Source organism: Lysinibacillus sp. AR18-8, assembly GCF_001705465.1.
GTDB lineage: Bacteria > Bacillota > Bacilli > Bacillales_A > Planococcaceae > Lysinibacillus > Lysinibacillus capsici.
Genome location: NZ_MDGU01000004.1, coordinates 223,025 through 244,287, shown reverse-complemented (window position 1 = coordinate 244,287; position 21,263 = coordinate 223,025). Strand labels below are relative to the sequence as shown.

At 35.8% G+C, this 21,263-nt stretch carries 22 protein-coding genes and 1 pseudogene; 17 read left to right on the top strand and 6 right to left on the bottom strand.

The features are described from left to right. Positions 1-81: 81 nt before the first annotated feature. The 3 genes from BFM98_RS02665 to BFM98_RS02655 all read left to right on the top strand — a co-directional run bounded on the left by BFM98_RS02665 (position 82) and on the right by BFM98_RS02655 (position 2,297). Positions 82-321: a hypothetical protein gene (locus BFM98_RS02665; protein ID WP_036076270.1), complete on the top strand. Its 240-nt coding sequence runs from the start codon at positions 82-84 to the stop codon at positions 319-321. Positions 322-828: 507 nt separating this feature from the next. Beyond that, the gene (locus BFM98_RS02660; protein WP_066036462.1) at positions 829-1,218 is read left to right on the top strand and encodes a tautomerase family protein; all 390 of its coding nucleotides are present in this window, start codon (positions 829-831) and stop codon (positions 1,216-1,218) included. A 215-nt stretch (positions 1,219-1,433) separates the two neighbouring features. Then, the gene (locus tag BFM98_RS02655; RefSeq protein WP_066036461.1) at positions 1,434-2,297 is read left to right on the top strand and encodes a GH25 family lysozyme; all 864 of its coding nucleotides are present in this window, start codon (positions 1,434-1,436) and stop codon (positions 2,295-2,297) included. Positions 2,298-2,428: 131 nt separating this feature from the next. Here BFM98_RS02655 and BFM98_RS24380 read toward each other — a convergent pair whose 3' ends face one another. The 3 genes from BFM98_RS24380 to BFM98_RS02645 form a co-directional block, all read right to left on the bottom strand. Further along, positions 2,429-2,563 (bottom strand): hypothetical protein, encoded by a 135-nt coding sequence (locus BFM98_RS24380; protein WP_004226973.1) that lies wholly within the window; start codon positions 2,561-2,563, stop codon positions 2,429-2,431. 356 nt (positions 2,564-2,919) lie between these two features. Next, on the bottom strand, positions 2,920-3,465 hold the full coding sequence (locus BFM98_RS02650; RefSeq protein ID WP_066036460.1) for a GNAT family N-acetyltransferase: 546 nt from the start codon (positions 3,463-3,465) through the stop codon (positions 2,920-2,922). Between the two features lie 13 nt (positions 3,466-3,478). Further along, a complete protein-coding gene (locus BFM98_RS02645; RefSeq protein ID WP_066036459.1) occupies positions 3,479-3,814 on the bottom strand; it encodes a hypothetical protein in 336 nt (111 codons plus the stop codon). Between the two features lie 149 nt (positions 3,815-3,963). Between BFM98_RS02645 and BFM98_RS02640 the strand changes: the two genes are divergently transcribed. The 7 genes from BFM98_RS02640 (at position 3,964) to BFM98_RS02610 (ending at position 9,139) form a co-directional block, all read left to right on the top strand. Next, positions 3,964-4,716: an SMI1/KNR4 family protein gene (locus BFM98_RS02640; protein WP_066036458.1), complete on the top strand. Its 753-nt coding sequence runs from the start codon at positions 3,964-3,966 to the stop codon at positions 4,714-4,716. Between the two features lie 58 nt (positions 4,717-4,774). After that, positions 4,775-5,113, top strand: coding sequence for a cupin domain-containing protein (locus BFM98_RS02635; RefSeq protein WP_054550083.1), 339 nt, complete (start codon positions 4,775-4,777; stop codon positions 5,111-5,113). A gap of 86 nt (positions 5,114-5,199) precedes the next feature. Further along, positions 5,200-5,883: a VOC family protein gene (locus BFM98_RS02630; RefSeq protein ID WP_036076277.1), complete on the top strand. Its 684-nt coding sequence runs from the start codon at positions 5,200-5,202 to the stop codon at positions 5,881-5,883. A 69-nt stretch (positions 5,884-5,952) separates the two neighbouring features. Then, positions 5,953-6,363, top strand: coding sequence for a GNAT family N-acetyltransferase (locus BFM98_RS02625; RefSeq protein ID WP_036076278.1), 411 nt, complete (start codon positions 5,953-5,955; stop codon positions 6,361-6,363). A gap of 18 nt (positions 6,364-6,381) precedes the next feature. Further along, on the top strand, positions 6,382-7,371 hold the full coding sequence (locus BFM98_RS02620; protein ID WP_066036457.1) for a zinc-dependent alcohol dehydrogenase family protein: 990 nt from the start codon (positions 6,382-6,384) through the stop codon (positions 7,369-7,371). A 266-nt stretch (positions 7,372-7,637) separates the two neighbouring features. Beyond that, on the top strand, positions 7,638-8,660 hold the full coding sequence (locus BFM98_RS02615; protein ID WP_066036456.1) for a DUF1835 domain-containing protein: 1,023 nt from the start codon (positions 7,638-7,640) through the stop codon (positions 8,658-8,660). Between the two features lie 50 nt (positions 8,661-8,710). Continuing rightward, positions 8,711-9,139 (top strand): GatB/YqeY domain-containing protein, encoded by a 429-nt coding sequence (locus BFM98_RS02610; protein ID WP_048392170.1) that lies wholly within the window; start codon positions 8,711-8,713, stop codon positions 9,137-9,139. Positions 9,140-9,220: 81 nt separating this feature from the next. Here the strand turns inward: BFM98_RS02610 and BFM98_RS02605 are convergent, their stop codons facing one another. Next, positions 9,221-10,918: a methyl-accepting chemotaxis protein gene (locus BFM98_RS02605; protein WP_066036455.1), complete on the bottom strand. Its 1,698-nt coding sequence runs from the start codon at positions 10,916-10,918 to the stop codon at positions 9,221-9,223. Next, positions 10,902-12,545, bottom strand: coding sequence for a pyridoxal phosphate-dependent decarboxylase family protein (locus BFM98_RS02600; protein ID WP_066036454.1), 1,644 nt, complete (start codon positions 12,543-12,545; stop codon positions 10,902-10,904). The genes BFM98_RS02605 and BFM98_RS02600 overlap by 17 nt, the downstream gene beginning before the upstream one ends. Before the next feature lie 546 nt (positions 12,546-13,091). Here BFM98_RS02600 and BFM98_RS02595 point away from each other — a divergent pair. Continuing rightward, positions 13,092-13,427, top strand: a pseudogene (locus BFM98_RS02595) (hypothetical protein); the annotation flags it as partial. A gap of 213 nt (positions 13,428-13,640) precedes the next feature. On the opposite strand, the gene BFM98_RS24200 reads toward BFM98_RS02595, so the two are convergent. Continuing rightward, positions 13,641-14,393, bottom strand: coding sequence for a hypothetical protein (locus tag BFM98_RS24200; RefSeq protein WP_227744900.1), 753 nt, complete (start codon positions 14,391-14,393; stop codon positions 13,641-13,643). A gap of 424 nt (positions 14,394-14,817) precedes the next feature. On the opposite strand from BFM98_RS24200, the gene BFM98_RS02580 reads away from it, so the two are divergent. The 6 genes from BFM98_RS02580 to hrcA all read left to right on the top strand — a co-directional run bounded on the left by BFM98_RS02580 (position 14,818) and on the right by hrcA (position 21,258). Beyond that, positions 14,818-15,024: a helix-turn-helix transcriptional regulator gene (locus BFM98_RS02580; protein ID WP_066036453.1), complete on the top strand. Its 207-nt coding sequence runs from the start codon at positions 14,818-14,820 to the stop codon at positions 15,022-15,024. Positions 15,025-15,421: 397 nt separating this feature from the next. Next, complete coding sequence (locus BFM98_RS02575) at positions 15,422-16,621, top strand: DHH family phosphoesterase (protein WP_066036452.1); 1,200 nt, start codon at positions 15,422-15,424, stop codon at positions 16,619-16,621. Positions 16,622-16,724: 103 nt separating this feature from the next. Further along, entirely contained in the window at positions 16,725-17,573 is an 849-nt protein-coding gene (locus BFM98_RS02570) for a DUF4179 domain-containing protein (RefSeq protein WP_048392177.1), read from the top strand. A 64-nt stretch (positions 17,574-17,637) separates the two neighbouring features. Continuing rightward, complete coding sequence (gene chrA, locus BFM98_RS02565; RefSeq protein ID WP_175400702.1) at positions 17,638-18,822, top strand: chromate efflux transporter; 1,185 nt, start codon at positions 17,638-17,640, stop codon at positions 18,820-18,822. 172 nt (positions 18,823-18,994) lie between these two features. Then, positions 18,995-20,140: a radical SAM family heme chaperone HemW gene (gene hemW / locus BFM98_RS02560; RefSeq protein WP_066036451.1), complete on the top strand. Its 1,146-nt coding sequence runs from the start codon at positions 18,995-18,997 to the stop codon at positions 20,138-20,140. An 89-nt stretch (positions 20,141-20,229) separates the two neighbouring features. Then, positions 20,230-21,258 carry a heat-inducible transcriptional repressor HrcA gene (hrcA, locus tag BFM98_RS02555; protein ID WP_004227036.1) on the top strand — a complete coding sequence of 343 codons (1,029 nt, stop codon included), beginning with the start codon at positions 20,230-20,232 and terminating at the stop codon, positions 21,256-21,258. Positions 21,259-21,263: the final 5 nt, after the last annotated feature.

Sequence of the window (21,263 nt, the reverse complement as noted above, 5' to 3'; positions counted from 1 at the left end):
ACTTGCTTTGAAATATGGAATTCAAATTCCTAACAATACATTCATCTAGATTATTTCTATTACTACGTAGGAGTTTATGAAATGACTATTAAATGGAACAGAGAAGAAATACTTTTCGATACTCTATATGAAGCTGACACCTGGGCAGATTCAATTGCAAATGAAATATATGGAAGAATTTATAACGGATATGATACACCAGATTACAAAATAGCCTATTCGCTTGCTTTTAGATTAGCTTCTATAAAAGAGTGTAGAGTTTATACAGAAAATAGTATTGAAGGTAGATATAAAGTTTGGGTCATTTTTGAAATTGAATAGTAAAGATGAGGTGCTCATTTAAAATTGAGTAGTTAATTTTTAGTAATTTAAGGTTCTTCCTTTTCATTTATTTAAATGTAGTGGTGTAGAAACTAACGAAGCAACAGTATGTCCTGAGCTTCTCTCACTCTCTCTTTCATTTCCTGGAGCTTTAAGGTATATAGGCACCCACAACTTCAAACGTTAGTTTGTCATCAACAATAATATATTTTATATCTATTTCTTTATCAGATTGGAACAACAGAATGTGTACTATTTGGATAACTGTTTCTACCTGAGCTTGCAGCGTATTGCAGTTAATTATGGTCACAGTTAAGTAGAGTTATTATTTTGGAATTGTTGGTTTAAATAGTTCACATTTGTTTCATGAATAAATTGGGTGATTGTTTAAATGAAACCAAGCATAGAATTAGCTTGATGGTCATGTTGAAGAATTTTATAATATCGTTATAGAACAGTATTTGGTAGTTGAGTTTAGATTAGTAAGTCAAGAAAGGTGAGAGGTCGTTGGGACAAATTAAAATTTATGGTGTTAAGAGAAGGTTAAATCCCATTAAGGAAACATTATCGAATATTATCCATTCTTGTATGGTGGACGCACTTGAATATCCATTAGATAAGAAATTTCATCGCTTTTTTCCTATGGACAAAGAGGATTTTTATTTTGCAAGTGAAAGAACTGAATCATATACAATAATAGAAATTAGTATGTTTGAAGGTAGAACGATTCAAGCTAAAAAACAATTAGTAAAGCTACTATTTGAACGCATAAATAACAAATTAAATATTTCACCTCAAGATGTTGAAATTACAATTTTTGAAACGCCTAAACATAATTGGGGAATAAGAGGGTTACCTGGGGATGAATTAGCACTTAATTACAAAGTAAATATTTGATATAAAGCCGCTATTTTTTTAGAGTTAATTCGACTATGTGAAATGTGCTCTGTCTTTTTAATTATCTGACCACTAAAAATCGGTAAATGAAGAATCTATAAGGACTAAAATAATCTACATAACTTTATTTAATGAATGATTCTAAATAATGCTTGAAGCAATGGGTTTGTCGCTATTCATAATTTATTTACTATTTTTAGGGAGGAGAAAATTGTATGAGTTATATCATAGACATTTCACATCATCAAGGAGATATTGATTGGTCTGAAGCGGTTAAAGATGTTGATTTGGCTATCATCCGCACACAATATGGTACAAGCACAATTGACCGTAAATACGTTCAAAATATAGAAGCATGTATTAAGTACAAGGTACCTTTTGGTGTTTATATTTATGTTACCTTTAAAAATGGTACTGAGGCATTGGAACAAGCAAAAGACTTCTATAACAGAGCAAAAAACTATAATCCGCTATTTTATGTTGTAGATATCGAAGAAAGCTTTGGTGCTAGTGTCCAAAAAATCGTACAAGGCACACAGGTGTTTATTGATTATTTAAAAAGTAAGGCTGTAAAAGTCGGGCTATATACAGGCCATCATTTTTACAAACCTTATCTGATGGATACCGTTAAAAATTATGATTTCCTATGGATTCCTCGCTATAGTGGCTCTAGCTCACCTGGACTAAAGCCAAACTTTGCTTGTGACTTATGGCAGTACACAGACAAAGGGATTGTAGCAGGTATTAAAGGAACTGTAGATTTAAACCAATTAAATGGATCTAAGTCTTTATCCTGGTTCACAGATACTGATAAGAAGAAGGAAATATCATTGTCTCAGTATGAAGAATTACAGAAAGAAAACAAACAACTAAAACAGGAACTTACTGAAATGAAAGAGTTATTAGTTGGGATAAAATCAAATGCTATGGTATCACCAGCACATAAAGAAGATTGGGAGTGGGCCATTGAAGAGGGAGTTATACGAGGCGATGGCAAGTGTATGAATCCTACAGATACACTCACAAGACAACAAATGGCAACGATGCTCAAACGGTTCTATGATAAATTTATTAAATAATAGCATTGTCTCGCCCATAAGTACCTGAGAACTAGCAACAAAATATTTAGCCTAATATTGAGTGTATTCGTCATAAAAGGAATCACTATTTATAGTGATTCCTTTTATAGTGCGACCAACCTGTTTGAAATTTAGTGAAACAATAGGAAAAACTTAGCTAATAAAAAAATGGGGACTCCTACAATTATTACGCCTGCAAAGAAATAACAAAACAACATAAAAACATCGAAAACCGCACCCGCTAAATCATCAATGAATTTTAACATTTCATTCCCCTCCAAACATAATAAGTATTAGCATTTATAATCTCTTTATTGCTTACCAATCATCATACTGATCCAAAGTCTTTTTTAGAGTCTTATCCCACATATCGAGAGTCCCGTAAATTTTTATTAGGATATTTTCATCAGATGGTAACACTTGAAAGCTAAGTGGAAATCATACTGAGTATTCATTGTAATTTGTCATACCCTAAACCACGAACCTTATGTGTAATTCCTAATAACACCCTGTAAATCATTTGGGAAAGTGTTTTATATTGTATGCATAAAGCATGTTATTGACTAAAGATTTGTTTTTTACATAGAGGTTCTTGTGTAATCTGATAGAGCATTTTTTACTTCTATATTCGAAAAGGTAGTGTTCGTTTCCATATCATATGGTGACTATTTGCTCCCCAATAGTTTTCAAGGACAAAATCAGGCTGTCCAAATTTCTTCTGCCAGATCATTTGCGCTTGTTTATATCCACTATCTAAACAAAAACTAGGAACCCTTCGATTTTCTAACGTTAGGAGCATTTTCTGTAGTAGCATGGTGCCGATCCCACGATTTTGATAGTTAGGATGAACAAAAACGGTACCGATTTCTAGACAATTGAATAGTTCCTCTTTGATTGTTTGTTGAATGATTTCGTTGGCTGCACCGCATTCGATAGTGCCTATTATGTCATTGGTTTCTTCATTTAAAGCTAACCAGAAAAATCTTTTTTTGCCCTGGCTTTCTAAGTCCATTGCTACATACTGTTTTTTCGTTTCCCATTCATCCTGTTGATCGTCCACTAGCTCGGCAATTCCTTCTTTTTTATAAGTATCCCGAATGACAAGATCAAAGAATTCGTGTAACGCCTGGATGTCCGACTGTTCTGGACGTCTAATAAGTAATTGCATGATTGCTTGCTCCTTATAATGGATGTCGTTGGTGGTTTAGTAGGGATCGAACTCGTTGCACATCCACATCTAGTAAGTCATTTATATCTTGCTGTACTGCGGTCAATCGATCAAGTGCCAGCTGTAACCAATGATCGGAGGCATCATATTTTTCAGCGTGCCATAGCAACTCTCCATAACAAATGGCAGCACGAATAAATGTGATATGGTCATTCAGCAGATTTGCCAAATGGGTGGCTTGTTTGAGACATGCTTCCCCTTGTTTTACCTTGCCATAATCTAAATAGCGAAGTGCTTTCAAAAATTCCGTGTTGGCTTGCTGTATTATCTGTTCATTCGTATGTTGCATGACAGATCGCTCCCATCCGTTATTTTTGTTCACGTTATGCATACTACCAGTCTATTTTAATGATTATAACATGTTCCCCTTATTTGGTTAATGATGGGGTATGTTAAAATGCAAGAAAGACACTTGGTCATCAAAAGGAGAGAATTCCATTGAAAGATTTAGAAAAGAAACTCGATGCAATATTACAGCAAATGCGTGATTGTATTGATGAGCTTCAGGAGCGGGAGTCAGCCTATCCCATGGTTTTTTATCATCAATCAGAAGAGGATATTAGCCAATTTGTGGATGGTGGGTGGTCATTGCCAGCAGAGTATGTTTATTTTTTGAGACATTATGTTGTTGAAAGGGTTACATGGGCTACAGGTGATTATATTAATCTAAATATCTATGGCGCAAGAGATTTAATACGTGGGCAGGAGGGCTATAATTATAATCCAGTGACAGATGAGATGATTGAGGATTGGCCACATGATTATTTAGTCATTGCCACAGATGAAGGCGATCCCTATTGTCTGGATCTATCAAGAGGTGATACGGCTGTTTTTACCGCTCCCCATGGGACAGGCAATTGGCATTTTTCAATGGCTTATGACAATTTAATTTTGTTCCTTGAAAGTGTACTGATTCCACCTAGTTTAGAAGAAATGTTGCCTGAAGAAAGTTCTGTAGCGTACTATGAACTAACTATTACTGGGGAAGGAAAAGATAAACTAAAGACATTATTGTTGCTAAAAAAATTATTATCTTATGATTATTCACAAGCGAGAAAGGCTTTAGAACAGCCCCCGCTAGTAATTTATAGGGGAGTTGAAGCAGGTGCCTTAAAGTTAGAAGCTGAGTTACAGGCTATCCGTGCAGATTTTCAAAAAAGGAAAATTAGCTTAGCTGAATTTATTGGATGAGGGAAGTTAACAAGAATGATGGATATCCCTCCTCTAAAGCAGGGAAGGAAGTGTAAGGATGAAAATTAACAAAGCATTAGCACAACATTATCAATGGGGAGCACAGTGTGATGGCTGGCATCTTGTACAAAATAGGGAGCTTAGTGTGATACATGAGCGGATGCCTGCTCAAACAGCTGAGGTAAATCATTATCACCATCATGCACAGCAGTTTTTCTTTGTTCTTTCAGGCACAGCTACAATAGAACTGAATGACCAAAGAATTGAGTTAAAGCAACATGAGGGAATTGAAGTACCTCCAAATTTACCACATCAAATGCGAAACGATTCACAAGAAGATGTAGAATTCCTCGTAATATCGCAGCCAAATAGCAGGGGAGATCGAGAGCTTCTCTAACTATACGAAAGTAAACTTCATTCTTTTGCATGAAGCCATTCTAATCAGCTACTTGTATAGTAGGGAGTGTAAAGGGGTGCTTAAAGATGAAGATTACGAAGGTAAAATTATATGTTCATGATATGCAAAAAATGGAGCAATTTTATGTTGATTTGTTAGGTTTTACTTTGTTAGAAAGAACAGCTGACTATTTTACAATAGCCGTGGGAGAAAGCAGGATGACATTTGAAAAGATGCCTTCTAAAATGCCAAAGCAGTATCATTTTGCATTAAATATTCCTAGTAACTTATTTCAACAGGCAAAGATTTGGGCAGAAGAGCATGTAGGCTTGCTGGATTCAGAGGGGCAGGATGAAGTCTATTTTGAGTTTTTAAAAGCATATGCATGCTATTTCTACGATCCAGAAGGCAATATAGTAGAGCTTATTGCAAGACAGGAAATAAATCCGAAACATGCTGAAGTTAATTTTTCTGTAGAGCAAGTGTTACATATTGGAGAAATCAATTTAACGTCAGATGACATTCAAACAATTGCTGAAAAATTAAAGAAGTATGCTATAAACCCTATAGCAAACAAGGAAATTCAACTGGATGGCCTTAATTTTCTAGGAAACTATGAAGACGGAGCCAATATCCTATTAGGACCGAGTGGACGTCTGTGGTATTTTTCCGATAAGAAAGCAGTTATCAGCCCGATTAGTATTGAAATAGACGAAGCTTTACAATTAAATATGGATGAAGAAGGGCAATTAAAGCTTCTGCAACTCTAACATCATAAATTTATTGTTGATTAAATATATGTTATTTTGTATATTTATTCAAAATAAGAAGGGTGTTATATGTATATAATCAAAGAAACAAATCCGACGATAGACTCGTATAAAGCATTGCACCAAACAACTGGCTGGAATGCAAAAGGGCAGTATACGTATGAACAATTATACAAGGCTATTTGTAATAGCTGGTTCAGTACATCTATATATGATGAAGGCAATCTAATTGGCTATGGACGTATTATCTCTGATGGTATCTATCAAACATTTATCTGTGATGTGATGGTGCATCCTGATTATCAACGAAAAGGAGTTGGCACAATGGTGATGGATGCTCTTTTAGAGCAATGTCAGAAAGAAAATATAAAATGGGTTCAATTATTTTGTGCCAAAGGTAAACAACCTTTCTATCAGAAGCTTGGATTTAAGGAACGTGAAATAGATGCTCCTGGTATGATGTTGTTCTATACAGAATGAATAAAGGAGCTAGGATCGTTGAAAGCAAAATGCCTAAAAATTTATGAATTTGGAAATCCGCAAGAGGTTGTAAGGCTAGAGAATAAAACAATCGAGCCTCCTCAAGGTCAAGAAATTCTTGTTCGCATGCTAGCCAGACCGATTAATCCCTCAGATTTAATACCAATATGGGGGAAATATGCTCATAGAATCACTTTACCAACTATCCCTGGCTATGAGGGAGTAGGAATAATAGAAGCTGTTGGACTGCTTGTTTCACCAAAGATTATTGGTCAGCGCGTATTACCGTTACGGGGAGAGGGAACTTGGCAGGAAGTAGTGAAAACGCAAGCAGATTTTGCAGTGACTATTCCTGACACGATGGATGATTTTACAGCAGCACAAATGTATATTAATCCAATTACAGCCTTCGTAACATGCTCAGAGGTACTTAATTTACAATCAAACGATGTCTTATTAGTAAATGCTTGTGGCTCTGCCATTGGACATCTCTATGCTCAACTTGCGAAATTGCTAGGCTATCAACTTATTGCTGTGACACGAAGTAATCAGCATACTGAAGAATTACTGCAACTTGGTGCAGCTTTTGTCATTGATACCTCTCATATGCCACTTTACGAAACCGTTATGGCATTAACAAATGGTAGGGGAGCAGATGCAGCAATTGATTCGATTGGTGGAGAGGCTGGCAATCAGCTTGCCTTCTGCGTAAAGCCCGAGGGTATTTTTTTAGCTATTGGTCTTTTATCGGGTATTCAGGTAAATTGGACAAACATTGTGAAGGAAGCAAAGGTACAAGCGAGGATGTTTCATTTACGCCATTGGCAACGTCAGACGTCAATTGAAAAATGGCAACAAACGATGCAACAACTTATACACCTTGTACAGGATGGCTCCTTAAAAATGATGAATGTACATGCTCGTTTTCCATTATTGGATATCCATAAGGCAATCGATGCTGTTGAGGGAACTAAAAAAGGAAAAGTATTTTTAACGAATGTTGATTAAATAACATACTACCGTCGTAGTTGAGCTACTACGTGTAGTATGTTTTTTTATAGGGACATGAGTGTTTTTAGCTCTGGAGAATATAGTTCATACATTGTCCTGCTCCAAAAAGTGAGCAAGTCGCTCAAAAGAAGTGAGCCTCCGCCCAGATTAAAGAATTCACTAGCAATAGTAGTAACATATCTTTAAAACTAACTAAATTAGTAATTTGAGGTAATAAAGAGGTATGATAAGGTTAGGTGTTTTTAAATAAAGGAGTACAGATGATGGAGAAGATCAACCAACTAAAACAGTCAATACAACGATTGAGTGAAGCTGATGCGAAGTCGATGCTTCTTTTAACTTTAATAAATGAACAGTCAAGAGATAGCATGTTACAGTTTTTATTACAGCAAGCTGAGGAGCGGGATGCTTCAACGGTACAAACAGTGCATATTGTATTCGGTCATTCACCTGGGGGGAGCTTGAAAGCAGCCTTTCGTAATCCTGACTATGCTAAGTCCGAGGAGATTATTGTTGTGCCAGGTAATTTTTCTGTTGGTCCTTTAAAAGATGTACATACAAGGGACGGAATTGAAGCTCGTTTTCAATGGTTGGAACAGCGCTATCTAATAGAAGATGATGGATTGATCATATGTGAGCGGGAGATGAAGGAAGCAATAGAGAAAATTAAAAATATCCCCCCTCATCAGGATATACTGATTTGGACTTGTCAAAATGCTCATGAGCAAATAGGGCTTCGACTCGTCTTGGCGATGCTCGAACAGAAAACAAATGATATCTATGTATTAGATACTTTTCAGTTATTTCATGAGTTATATACTTTACCACAGTTAGCAGAGGATCATTATCCAAGATCGACTGGAGAGGTCAGCACAGAGGATTTACTTTACTTTTTTGAACATTTCCAAAGATGGCCATTAAAAGAAGCATTGAGGCACTCCCTATGCAAAGAAGGGCTAAATCTGTTAATGGATGATTACGATTGCATACATACATGGAAATATCATGAACTTTGGGGAAATAATAATGAGGATAGAGAGGATGACTTGATCATTACCTGTGCTAAACGTTTACAGGAAGAACAAGAGGAAATTCATTACGAAGTTGCAGCTAGGTTAATTGGAGAGGTACTGGGGAATATGGAAGAATTTAGAGAGGCTGAATGGATTGACTATCGTCTGCGTCAATTAATTCAGCAAGGCATTTTTTCTTATGAAGGTGAGTTAAAGGGAATATTACACTATAAAGTAAAGTTAGCAGATGCAACGAACTATAATCCTTCATGATTTTTATGATATAATTTTTTTGATATAGACGGTTAGAAGGAGTGAGATCATTGTTAAAAACAGAAGTATTTGAACAATTAAAAACGGCAATGAGAGAAAAAGATACGTTAGCGAAGGGTGTATTATCTCTTTTAAAGTCAGCATTAGATTCAGCTGAAAAAGAAAAGGGAGAGGCTTTAACAGCTGACGAAGAAATAGCTATTATTAATCGAGAGGTCAAACAAACAAATCAGGCTTTAGAAGGTGCACAAACGGCTGGGCGAGCAGACCTGATTGAAAAAGAGGAAGCCAAATTGACACTTTTGAGATCCTTTTTACCAAAGCAATTATCAGAAGAAGAAATTGCAGAGAAATTAGTGGCAGCGGGTGTTGGAAAAGGAATGAACATGGGAGAAGCCATGAAAATTGCAAAACCATTGCTGACAGGTCAGGCTGAAGGTGCCGTTATTTCAAAAGTTGTGAAAAATATTATTGCCTAAACTTTTACCATTTTGGTAGGAGAGTTTTTATGGAAAGAAGAATCCGCTATGCCGAAAATGTGCATAGCGGATTTGTTATTTTTATAACTGGAATTTTTGAATGATATTGCGGAGCTGTTGAGCCATTTCAGCTAAGTTATTTGAGGAAGCTGTTATTTCTTCGATACTTGCAGATTGCTCCTCAGAGGCAGCAGCTACGTTTTGAATATTGCCTGAAGCTTGAACAGCTACGACCCCCACTTGTTCAACAGAACTAGCAATACTGCTAACACCTTCATTGATATTGGACATCACGTTATTGACATGGTCCATTTCTCTCGTCAGTGCAGTGACTTGGGTATAAATTTCTGCAAATGCCTCTCCGGATGCATTGAATGTTGTTGAGCTTTCGGCAAGATTACTGCTACTGATAGCCATTGATTTGACGGCTTGTGCAGATTCTTCTTTAATCGTTTCAATGCGTGTACGAATACTGTTAGTTGCCTCTAAAGATTGATCGGCTAATTTACGGACTTCCTCCGCTACAACTGCAAAGCCTTTACCGTGTTCGCCTGCACGCGCTGCCTCAATCGAAGCATTTAATGCAAGTAAATTCGTTTGATCTGTAATTTGGGTAATCAATGTCACAATATCCCCAATTTCATTTGTGTATGTGCTTAAACGTTCTACTACAGCTGCTGACTCTTGAATAGCCTGAGATGTTACGGCCATTTTTTCAGTAGCATCTTGGATTGTTGTGTTGCCTTTTTCTGATATAGCAGATGCTTGGAATGCCTTATCTGTTACATCGGTTACACTTGTCACTACCTCTGACATTTTGTTAGAGATGGTTGTAATATGACTATCCACTTCTTCAATCGAAGAAGTTTGCTTTTCTGAACCCGCTGCAACCTCTTGCATAGAAGAGGTTATTTGCTGAATGGATGCACTTGTCTGTTCAGAGCTTGCTGTTAATTCCTCCGACATTGCGGCCACTTGTTCAGCATTTTGAGCGATTTGTTTAATTAACGAACGTAAATCTTCCGTCATGTTTTCAATACCTGATGAAAGCTGGGCAATTTCATTGGCACCTTTTATGTGAAGAGGTTCAACAGCCAAATCTCCCCGTGCAACTTGACCAACATAACGCGTCATTTTTTTAATTGGCTTCGTAATGCCTACACTAATAAAGTAAGCAACGATTATACCAAAAATTACAAATACAATCGTTAAAATAATACAAATCCAAAGTGTTTCCGTTTGAAGCTTAGAAATGAAGGAAGCATCCATATCTAAACCGAAAATAATATCTGTATCTTTAAATGGGATAAAAATGGATTTATGGATACCATATTCATCCTTATAAATATCACTTGTTTGTGTGTTACCACTAGCTACGGCTTCATGCATTTCTTCACTAAATACATAATCTTGCTGATGATTGTCGGTATTACTTAGTGCGACGATATGTTCCTTACCATTTGCTTTAGAAAGGATATAGGCGTTTTCAACATCATATTTTTTAACCGTTGCATTCAATTGATCTAAAAGCTTTTTGTATTTGTCAGGGCTACCATTATCCGCTGCCTTTACATCATTTTTCTCAATATCTTCAAAAATTGTTGTCGATGTAATCTCTAAAGTAGATTCAAATTGTTTAATAACAAAGTTGTCAATAATGCGGTAAGAAACGGCAAATAACACAATACTAAAGAGCAAGGAAATAATCGCTATTGGAATGGTGAAACTGGCAATATATTTGTAGAGTAAAGAACTCTTAAATTTAGTGACGATACGCAATGTGGGACGCCTCCAGTACTTTAAGCTTTTGCTGTAAGAAATGAATCATATTAGAGATATGTTCTGTCTCCGTATAAGGTGAGATAGAGAAAAATTTTGCCGCTGCAACTGGTACTTGTTGTGTTGTATCACTAGTACTAACCGTGCAAACACGCGTTGTGTCACCAAAGAATACTTCGTCTCGACCTTCTCCAATAATTTCAAAGAATGAAGCATTGATACCGTTTATGTGTTCTATTTGGTCTTGTGTATAGTGACCAGCTTGTTCAGCTTGCCAATTCATGCCGTCTGGATATAAACGAAACGCTGTGACTGGCCCAATATTGGATTCATTAACCACCTGTAGCATTGGCGTTTTCGCAGCTAATTGAGCACGGAATGCTAAATTCACACGTACATAATTAGCTAATAATTGTTGATAACCTTCTTTACCGAATGCCTGCAATGCAGCAAAAATTGCAATGGAGCTACCCATACGAGAGCATTCTAATGTATAGCCAGTATGATAAGAGCCATAACCACGATTGCCTACATATGGCGTATCAAAGTCCTCAATATCTAGTAGCTGTAAACTTTTACCTTCCTTAATCAAGAATAGACTAGTTAAATAAGGTGTTTGGCCAAGCTTTTGGAAATCAAAGCATAGGCTATCCGCAATGGCTAGATGTTGCATACGTTCATGGATTTGTGCTAATCCTTGTAAAACCTCTGACTCGAATTGGAGTGGGTTTTTATCAAAATCATAATCATTGAAGAAGGCATAAAAACCACCTAAAGCCGAATCAGCATGAATATGTACTGGTTGTAAGTTGTATTTCTTCTCAAGGGTTGTTGTGACTTCTTTGATAGCTTGGACATCATCAATACCAAATTGATCAGTAGCACCTGTTGTCGCTACTACATAGACAGGAATACCACCATTTTCGATGACGTCTGTCATACGTGCACGTAAGTCTTCTACATCCATCGAATGATCTTTACCTGCTTTTACACGCACTAAATGTTTACTGCCGATACCCACGGCTTCTACTGATTTTAAAAGACTGTAATGGGCATTCTCTGAAGCAAAGCAATATAAATTAGTAGGAACACCATCTTCTTTTGCTTGAGGGAATTGTTTTGCAATGGCAAGACGAAGTCCACTAAAAACAGCACCTTGTCCACCCCATGTAGTATAGCCAAAACTTTTCGTATAATCATAGCCTACTAATTTAGACATCATTGCTACTACTTTAACCTCACACTCAGCAGCAGCAGGACCATAAACATCCCATAAATTATTGCCATTCAATAGCGCATTTGTAAACTGTCCTAACACTCCAGGAATACTTGCCATCGGTAAAACATTTGTTACAAAGTTACGTGTATGATAAGGGTGTCCTTGCATTAAATGTGTCAATTCTTTTACAACTTGATCTAGTCCGATCCCAGTTGTTGGCACTTGATGCTCTTGCATAAGCTCTTGATAAAAATTAGCAGATCGCTCTTTCATTGGACCAAGAGTTGTCTTATTTGGGTTCTTTAATTCATCTAATGAGGAAACAATTTTCTCTAATAGGGACAAAAAATTCTCTCTTTGTTGGATATTTCCATCTTCGCTCTGGAATAATTGTTGGATATTTTGCATATTCATCATCCTTTTGTAGTTCATATTTCCTCTATTTTTACTTTGATAAAAATAGGACATTATACTAAAGGTATAATAGCATATTTTAGCAGAGATGGTGATTATATTTTACTGAAAAAATATTTATAGACATTTCTGAAAAATCTAAGTTTTATTGACAAATTCTAACTATGTTACTGTAGCTTGATTTTTAAAGAAATATCTTAAAATGAAAAAGGATGATGATATTATTATAAGAAAAACTTTAAGAGCTATTACTTTTTATCTATTTGACTAGTTAAAAGAAAAAATCTGCACAAAGAAAGTGCAGATTTTAAGAATTTCGTTATAGTTTGTTTATTTTGTGGTTTCAAAATTATAGACATGCTGTGCTTGTTTTTGAATCATTACTTGGGGTGTTAATTTTAATAACTTATTTCTCAGGCTAATTAAAAAACGATTATTCATCTGAGCCATTTTGCCAATATTCCATGATTGCTTAGAGTAGTTGGCAAATGCTTGAGTGATATTTTTAAGATATTCATAGTAAACTCGATGAAAGCTATGGAAGACAAAGAAAAAGAAAAAGATATTTTAAAAACAGCAATCAAGATGGATAAGATTTTAGACAATATGGAATATATAAATGTTCCTGTTAAATACAAAGACATTCACAAAGACATACAAGTAGGGGTTACAGATGCAAGAAAAGCAACAAAGCTTATTAAAGACGCTAGTAAAGAGGATAAACCGAATATGCAAGAAGCTGTACTAAAAAGTACTCCACATTTATCGGGTGTAGATGGGGAAAATTGGGATAATGCACTTTATGAGTTAAGTAAGGAAAATAAAGATGCTTATCTTAAAGCACTTGATAAAATAATGAAAGAACATGCGGAATAATATAGTACTATACAACAATTATAAAGGAATTATTTCGTAAAATTAGTTCTTCAACTAACAGGGTGCTTTAGTTCAATAAGAATTAAACAACTTTAAAGAGCCTTACTACACGCTAGAGTGTAGCAAGGCTCTTATATTTTTATAATAATATTAAACAATTTTATTATCGGTTTACCTTTTAAACGTCCATAGAAGGGGATTTTTAATTAACTATTAATGGATTAGACATACCATAACATGAGAACCTAAACAACTAGCACACGCAACAGCACCTACAACATTGCCACCAAATATTACTGACGCACATGCGGCACTACAAATTTGTTTTGTTAGTTCAGGGGCATCATACCAATAGTTTTTTAAGCATTCCCATGAATCACTCCAATAACCTGCTTTAGCACTATTAGTTGATAAAAGGGAAACTTCTGAATTTTCATCGAAATAAACTTGTTTATCAATTACTTTATTTGTACCTACTTCAAGAGTCATACCAAGCATGTCTTCATTGTTTAATGTTGCATAAGTAACATTGATTTCATTATTCTCTATATCTAAAGTTGATTTCATAATGATAAATTCGCCAACTTCACCAGTGGTTTTATCATAAGTAGTCAATAATCGAATATCAAAACTTTCATTGTTCTTTTTATAAGGAATCATCAAACCATCTTTATTCTTACCGTAATCCATATACTCAGTATTTTGCCAATCAAAGTCTTCTCTACTGTATTCACTATGTGTGAAATTCTCTGCAATATCTAAATCCTGTTTCACTTCATTTACAACTACTGAGTCATTAAGGAAACCATTCTTTTCAATTTGCAAAGGTGCTTGTTGTGAGCAACTATTACAATCAGTAGTGTCAGTAGTTTCATTTTTTTCTTTAGCTAAAGCACCTAAATTTACAGATAGGGGTTGAAATGCTAAAAACATAACCATTACAAAAAAGATCAATTTTTTCTTCATTTACTATTCCTCCTAAATTTAAATTTACTTTTTTTTGAAAAATTTGTACCACGGGGTACCTATAAAGAAAACAGCAAACAATAGGATAAGAAAATCATAGGTTTGTATCCCATCTGAAAAAAGGATAAGCAATACGGCTATAAATGCCAATACTCTAAGTAGGACTGATTTTTTCATTTAAGACCCCCATTCTTTTCTGATATTTCGGGAACGGTTGATATACAAAAACCATTCATGGAAAATTCTAACATAAAAAATATTTAATTACCATAAATATACCAATTATTTTATTTTCTTTTATACTACGAAGTATATTCTGTTCTACTAAATAGGTGTAACATTAGATATTATTTTTAAAATATATGTGATATATAATTTACATAAAGTAAACTATATTTTACTCCATATATATGGAGGTTAATATATGAAAAATCATGTAAAAATTGCACGTGTCAAAGCAGATTTGACACAACAACAATTAGCCGATGCAGTAGGAATATCAAGACAGACTGTACTACGGATAGAGAAGGGGAGTTTTAATCCATCCTTGAAGCTTTGTTTACTGATTTGCTATATAGTGAATGCGACATTGGATGAAATATTTTGGGTTAATCAAGGAGATTTTGAATAGAGATTCTAAATAACCTATTTTAATGTAGAAGGAGCAGAGGGAAATGAATGTAGAAACAACTTTGATAATGATGGAAGCTGAAAGATAACAGGCTCAGATTAAAGTGCTAGAACAAATTAAATTGGCAACATACGATAAAGTGATCGCCCAATTGGAGAAAATTTCGCAAGAATAAAAGAATTTAATTACAATTACAAAGGTTTAAAACAAAGACAAAATAAATCCGATTCCACTATAAGCTAGTTTCCTTTTCATTCACTGTGTCCTCCCTTTCACCCTAAAGATGTATGGTTTTAATGTATGTTATCTGAAAAACAATATCAATGTTGTTACGTATTGAACGTCATTAGCTGTTTGAATACCAAAAAAATACCCATACTACAATCGAGGTGAGAACATGTATAAATTATTATCACATAACGATTTAGACGGAGTAGGGTGTGGGATTTTAGCCAAGCTTGCTTTTAACGATAAGGTGAAGATACGCTACAATTCCATTACAGCACTTGATCGCGAAATCGAATTCTTTTTGGAGAATGATCAACAGAAAACATTTTTGTTTATTACAGATCTTTCTCCAAATGAAGAGAATGAAAAAAGGATTCATGATTATTATCAGGCGACTGGTAATGTGCAATTGTTGGACCATCATAAGACAGCACTCCATTTCAATCAATATGAATGGGGAAAGGTATTAATTGAGGATGAGCAAGGCTTTTTAACGTCAGCTACATCTTTATATTATCAATACCTGGTTATCCATGGACTATTAGAAAAAACAGAAGCCGTTTCTGAATTTGTAGAGTTAGTAAGACAATACGATACATGGGAATGGGAAAAGAACGGCAATTTACAAGCGCAAAGATTAAATGCACTCTTTTTTCTAGTGTCTATTGAAGAATTTGAAGAGAAAATGCTTGAGCGTTTAAAAACAAGTGATCACTTTGACTTCGATGATTTTGAAAAGAAAATTTTAAGCATGGAAGAAGAAAAAACAGAGCGTTACATTCGGCGTAAGAAACGGGAGCTTATTCAAACTACTTTGGGAGAATACTATGCTGGGGTTGTCTATGCAGAATCCTATCTTTCTGAACTTGGTAATGAATTGGGAAAGGAAAATCCGCATCTTGATTATATTGCGATGATTAATATGGGCAGTAAGAAGATATCCTTTCGAACAATCCATGATCATATTGATGTGTCAGCTATTGCTGCCAAATATGGTGGAGGTGGACATCAAAAGGCTGCTGGCTGCTCATTAACAGAGGAAGCTTACAAGCAGTATGTAGTGGCAACATTCCATATAGAGCCTATTCCAGAGGATGCAAGAAGAAATCGTTATAATGTAAAAGGGTCTACGTTTGGAACTTTCTATAAAAATCAGCAAGATGAAATGTTTATGCTCTATTCAAACGATGAGGTTGATTGGATAATTGAAAAAAATAACATGCTACTGACACAATCCTTTGCGAGCTTTAATGAAGCGGAGTGGTTTTTAAAGCGAAATAAACAAGCATGGCTAGTAAGAGATGATCTCTTTGTGGACTATTTAATGCGTGAAGTCAATAAAGGTCGTCATCTACATAAAGGGATGTAATATCCTTTTATACATAAATGAATCTTCAACATAGAAGGTTATATAATGCATGATTGAGCACTACAATGAATCATAATGATTTTTATAAAAATGAGGTGTACGGTTGTCCAATGATATGATTCGAGTTGTGGATTTGGATAAGGAAAATCGGAGAAGTAAGAAGTGGCTTATTGTTGTGATCCTTTTATTAATGATTGCTAGTGGATCGACGCTGTATTTGTGGTGGGATCAGGATGTGAATTTTGAAGCCTATAAAACGGATGTAGGGAAAACAGCTAGCAATAGCTTAGGACGGTTAACATTAAATGAAGTGATTATAGATGACAATCAAATTTTACTGAATGCAACTTTCGAACCTGGAAAAGAGTTTAAGCCAGACCATCAAGTATTTTTCTTTCCGCAAATTCTTGTCAATGGGCAAGATTATATGGTTCGTAATGGAGGACAGTCCATAGCAAAGTCTGCCAACGTCTATACGATATACAATAGTATTAAAATGGATGATTTTCCGGCTGATGAACAATTAGAATTAGTTATTCGTTATAAAGATTGGAATGTTGAAACACCAATTGAGAAGCCTTGGGAATTTCAGGTAGATGCTTCACAAGAGCAATTACAACAAGATCGTGAAATCTTTTCCATTGATAAAAAAGTGAAGCATGTTGATCAGCAGGAAATAACCATCGACAAAGTTGTCTCCACACCTATTTCCACAACGATTTATTTTCATGCTGAGGAAAGTGTTGTCAATGATGCGTTACACTTTAAAATCCAATCAAAATCTGGACAATCATGGGATTTTGCAGCACCCTATCCATTAAATAAAGAAGGTACAAGGTGGGGAAGTCGTGTAGATGCACTCTATCTAACAGAAAAAAAATACACTTTAATTCCAATCAATAAAGAGGGTAGTAAAGTAGGTTCTGCAATTAAAATAAAGAGAGATGAATAATGAAGTAAATTTTACAAACTCTTAATCTAAAAAAAACTGCTTTCCGTGTAAGATGAAATAAAAGATATGGAAAGTAGTTGAGAGTTTGCGAAGGCTTTGGGAGATTTTTTTTGTTGCTTTAAAATTGGGCTGTACCTCATTCGGAGGCCCAACAGCTCATCTAGGTTATTTTCAACAGGAATATGTACAGAAACGTAAATGGCTTTCTGCACATGATTATGGTCAACTCGTTATGTTAAGTCAATTTTTGCCTGGTCCTGCATCTAGTCAGGTGGGGATGGGGGTTGGTTTACTTAGAGGAGGAGTACTAGGAAGCTTTCTATCATTTCTTGGTTTTACCTTACCATCAGTTCTGATACTTATACTTTTTGCCTATTTCTCCAAGTATACAGAGTTTAAGATGGATTGGATTCATGGTTTGAAGTTAGTAGCAGTGGCGATTGTCGCTCATGCTATTTTTGATATGGGTAAAAAACTACTCTCGACAAAATGGCATTGGTTGATTGCTTTATTGACATTGATAACAGTATTGACATGGCTAAATCCATTGGCACAAATCGTAGCAATATTGATCGCTGCTTGTTTAGGCTTTCAACTACTGAAAAAAAGTGATGAGGGTAATACCTCAAAATTAGTTCATATACCCATCTCAAAAACCACGGGCATTGTTTTACTAGTACTTTTTTTCGTGCTACTCCTAGGTTTACCTATATTAGCCGCTTTATGGCATCTTGAGTGGATTTCTATGATAGAGAAGTTTTATCTTGCAGGTGCCTTAGTATTTGGTGGCGGACACGTTGTTTTACCTTTACTGGAAACACAATTTGTTCAAAGTGGTCAAATAAGTACCTCAGATTTTTTAGCTGGCTATGGTATGACACAGGCAGTTCCAGGACCTTTATTTACATTTGCTGCATATATCGGTATGGTTATTGCTGGCGTTCCGGGAGCTATTATTGCTACTTTCGCAATATTTTTACCGGCGTTTTTGCTAGTGGTTGGAGCGCTACCATTTTGGATTAGCCTAAGTCGAATTGCACGACTTAGAGGTGCGATGGCAGGCGCAAATGCGGCAGTCGTTGGCATTCTAGCTGCTGCTTTTGTACATCCCATTGTGACACAAACCATCATCAGCACGTTAGATATTTTCATAGTAGCTGTCTTTTTATGGTGTTTAATTCGATGGAAAATACAGCCTTATTTATTGGTGCTGTTAGGAATTGTTGTGGGCGTCATTTTTTATACATGAAAAATCTGCACTTTCGATTGTTAGATTCTAACTAATAATCGGAGGTGCAGTTTGTTTTGTCATTACAGAATCAATATTCATTAAAAGTACCTGTGAGGTTTCATAGCGTTCCTTCTATCGATTCGTTATAATGTAGAAATGGAAAAGACTTAACGCGAAAGAAGGGATTGCTATGGCACGAGGTGTTTACATTCATATTCCTTTCTGTCATCAAATCTGTAATTATTGTGATTTCAATAAATTTTATTTTAAAAATCAACCAGTGGATGAATATATCGAAGCACTTGGAAAAGAAATGGCCCTGACAACCGAAAAACATCCTGAAACATTCCGTAACATCGAGACGATTTTTCTTGGTGGCGGAACACCGACAGCTTTATCTCCTGAGCAATTGGACAAACTACTAACGTCTATTCATACGTATATTCCAATGAATAGTGTGACAGAATTTACATCAGAGGCAAATCCAGATGAATTGTCTGCAGCCAAATTGCAGGTGTTGTTCGACGGTGGTGTTAATCGTTTAAGCATGGGTGTACAATCTTTTGACCAGGGATTGCTACAGAAGATTGGACGCACTCATAGTAATGATCATGTCTATGAAACAATTGCCCTGGCTAGAAAAATTGGCTTCCGTAATATCAGCATTGATTTAATGTATGGTTTACCTGGGCAAACGATGGCGCAATGGAAGGATTCATTAGCCAAAGCTTTTACTCTTGATTTGCCACATTTCTCTGCCTATTCTCTTATTGTGGAACCCAAAACGATTTTTTATAATCAGTACGCTAAAGGGAAACTGTATTTACCGACAGAAGATTTAGAAGCGGATATGTATGATGTGCTGATGCAACAAATGGCCTTACATGGGCTTCAACAATACGAAATCAGTAATTTTGCAAAACCAGGATATCATTCAGAGCATAACAAGATTTATTGGGATAATGATGAATATGCAGGGTTTGGCGCAGGAGCTCATGGGTATTTAGCAGGTATACGCTATTCTAATCACGGTCCATTAAAAAAGTATATGGAAGCTGTTGAGGCAAATGAGCTACCAATTGTCCACGCACATGAAGTATCACAAGTGGAAAAAAGAGAAGAACAAATGTTTTTAGGGCTAAGAAAAACAGAGGGTGTTATGCACTCTATATATGAAGAGAAATTTAAAACACCTATGACTGCGCATTATGATGTGGTAATAAAAGATCTAGTGTCAAAGGGGCTTTTAGAACAGGATGAGCTTGGTGTTCGCCTGACAAGAAAAGGGCGTTTTGTGGGCAATGAAGTATTTCAACAATTTTTGCTAGAAGATTGAGCGATATCGTTGACATAAAATGTGGGATTTGATAACTTAATAATAGTATTAGCACTCCTCTTAGTTGAGTGCTAACAGAGGTGATAATCATGCTAACAAATCGGCAGTTACAGATATTGCAAGTCATTGTAGACGACTTTATTGTGTCTGCGCAGCCGGTAGGTTCTCGCCAAATCTCCAAAAAACAAGGGATTACATTTAGTCCAGCCACTATTCGAAACGAAATGGCGGATTTAGAGGAATTAGGCTTTTTAGAAAAAACGCATACCTCCTCTGGTCGAGTGCCTTCGGAAAAGGGTTACAGATTTTATGTAGATCATTTGTTGAGTCCTCAAGGTATCAATTCCAAGGACATTCAACAAATTCAATCAATTTTTAATGATCGACTAGTAGAAGTAGAGCATATTATCCGAAAGTCAGCCAACATTTTATCAGAGCTGACATCGTATACTTCCATACTTTTAGGACCTGATGTCCAAAGGCATCGTGTTAAACGATTTTCAATTGTCCCTCTTTCTAGCGACACAGCAGTAGCGATTATCGTGACGAATAATGGGCATGTAGAAAACCGCATGTTCAATCTACCACCTGACTTTACCGCTTCTGATTTAGAGAAAATGGTAAATATCTTAAATGATCGCCTTATTGGAGTTTCATTAGAAGATCTCCATAAAAGCCTTGAGGCTGAAGTGCTAGCAGTGTTACAGCAACATGTTCGATCAGCGGATGATTTTATTCGCGCACTTATCACAGCAACAATGCATAATTCAGAAAGTAAAATTTTCTATGGTGGGAAAACGAATATGTTCAACCAACCAGAATTCCATGACTTAAATAAAGTCCGAATGATTTTGGACTTAATGGAGACGACTAGCCAAGTGCAGTCACTTTTCCATCCGAATGAATCAGGTATTCATATTCGGATAGGCTCAGAAAATAAACAACTAGAAATGGAAAATTGCAGTGTCATTACCACTACCTATTCTATTGGTGATGATCAACAGGGAGCCATTGCTATTATTGGCCCTACACGTATGGATTATAAGCGTGTTGTGGCTTTATTAGACGTAATGCGCTTGGATTTAACACAAGCCTTTATGAAGAATCGTAGTGAATGATAATG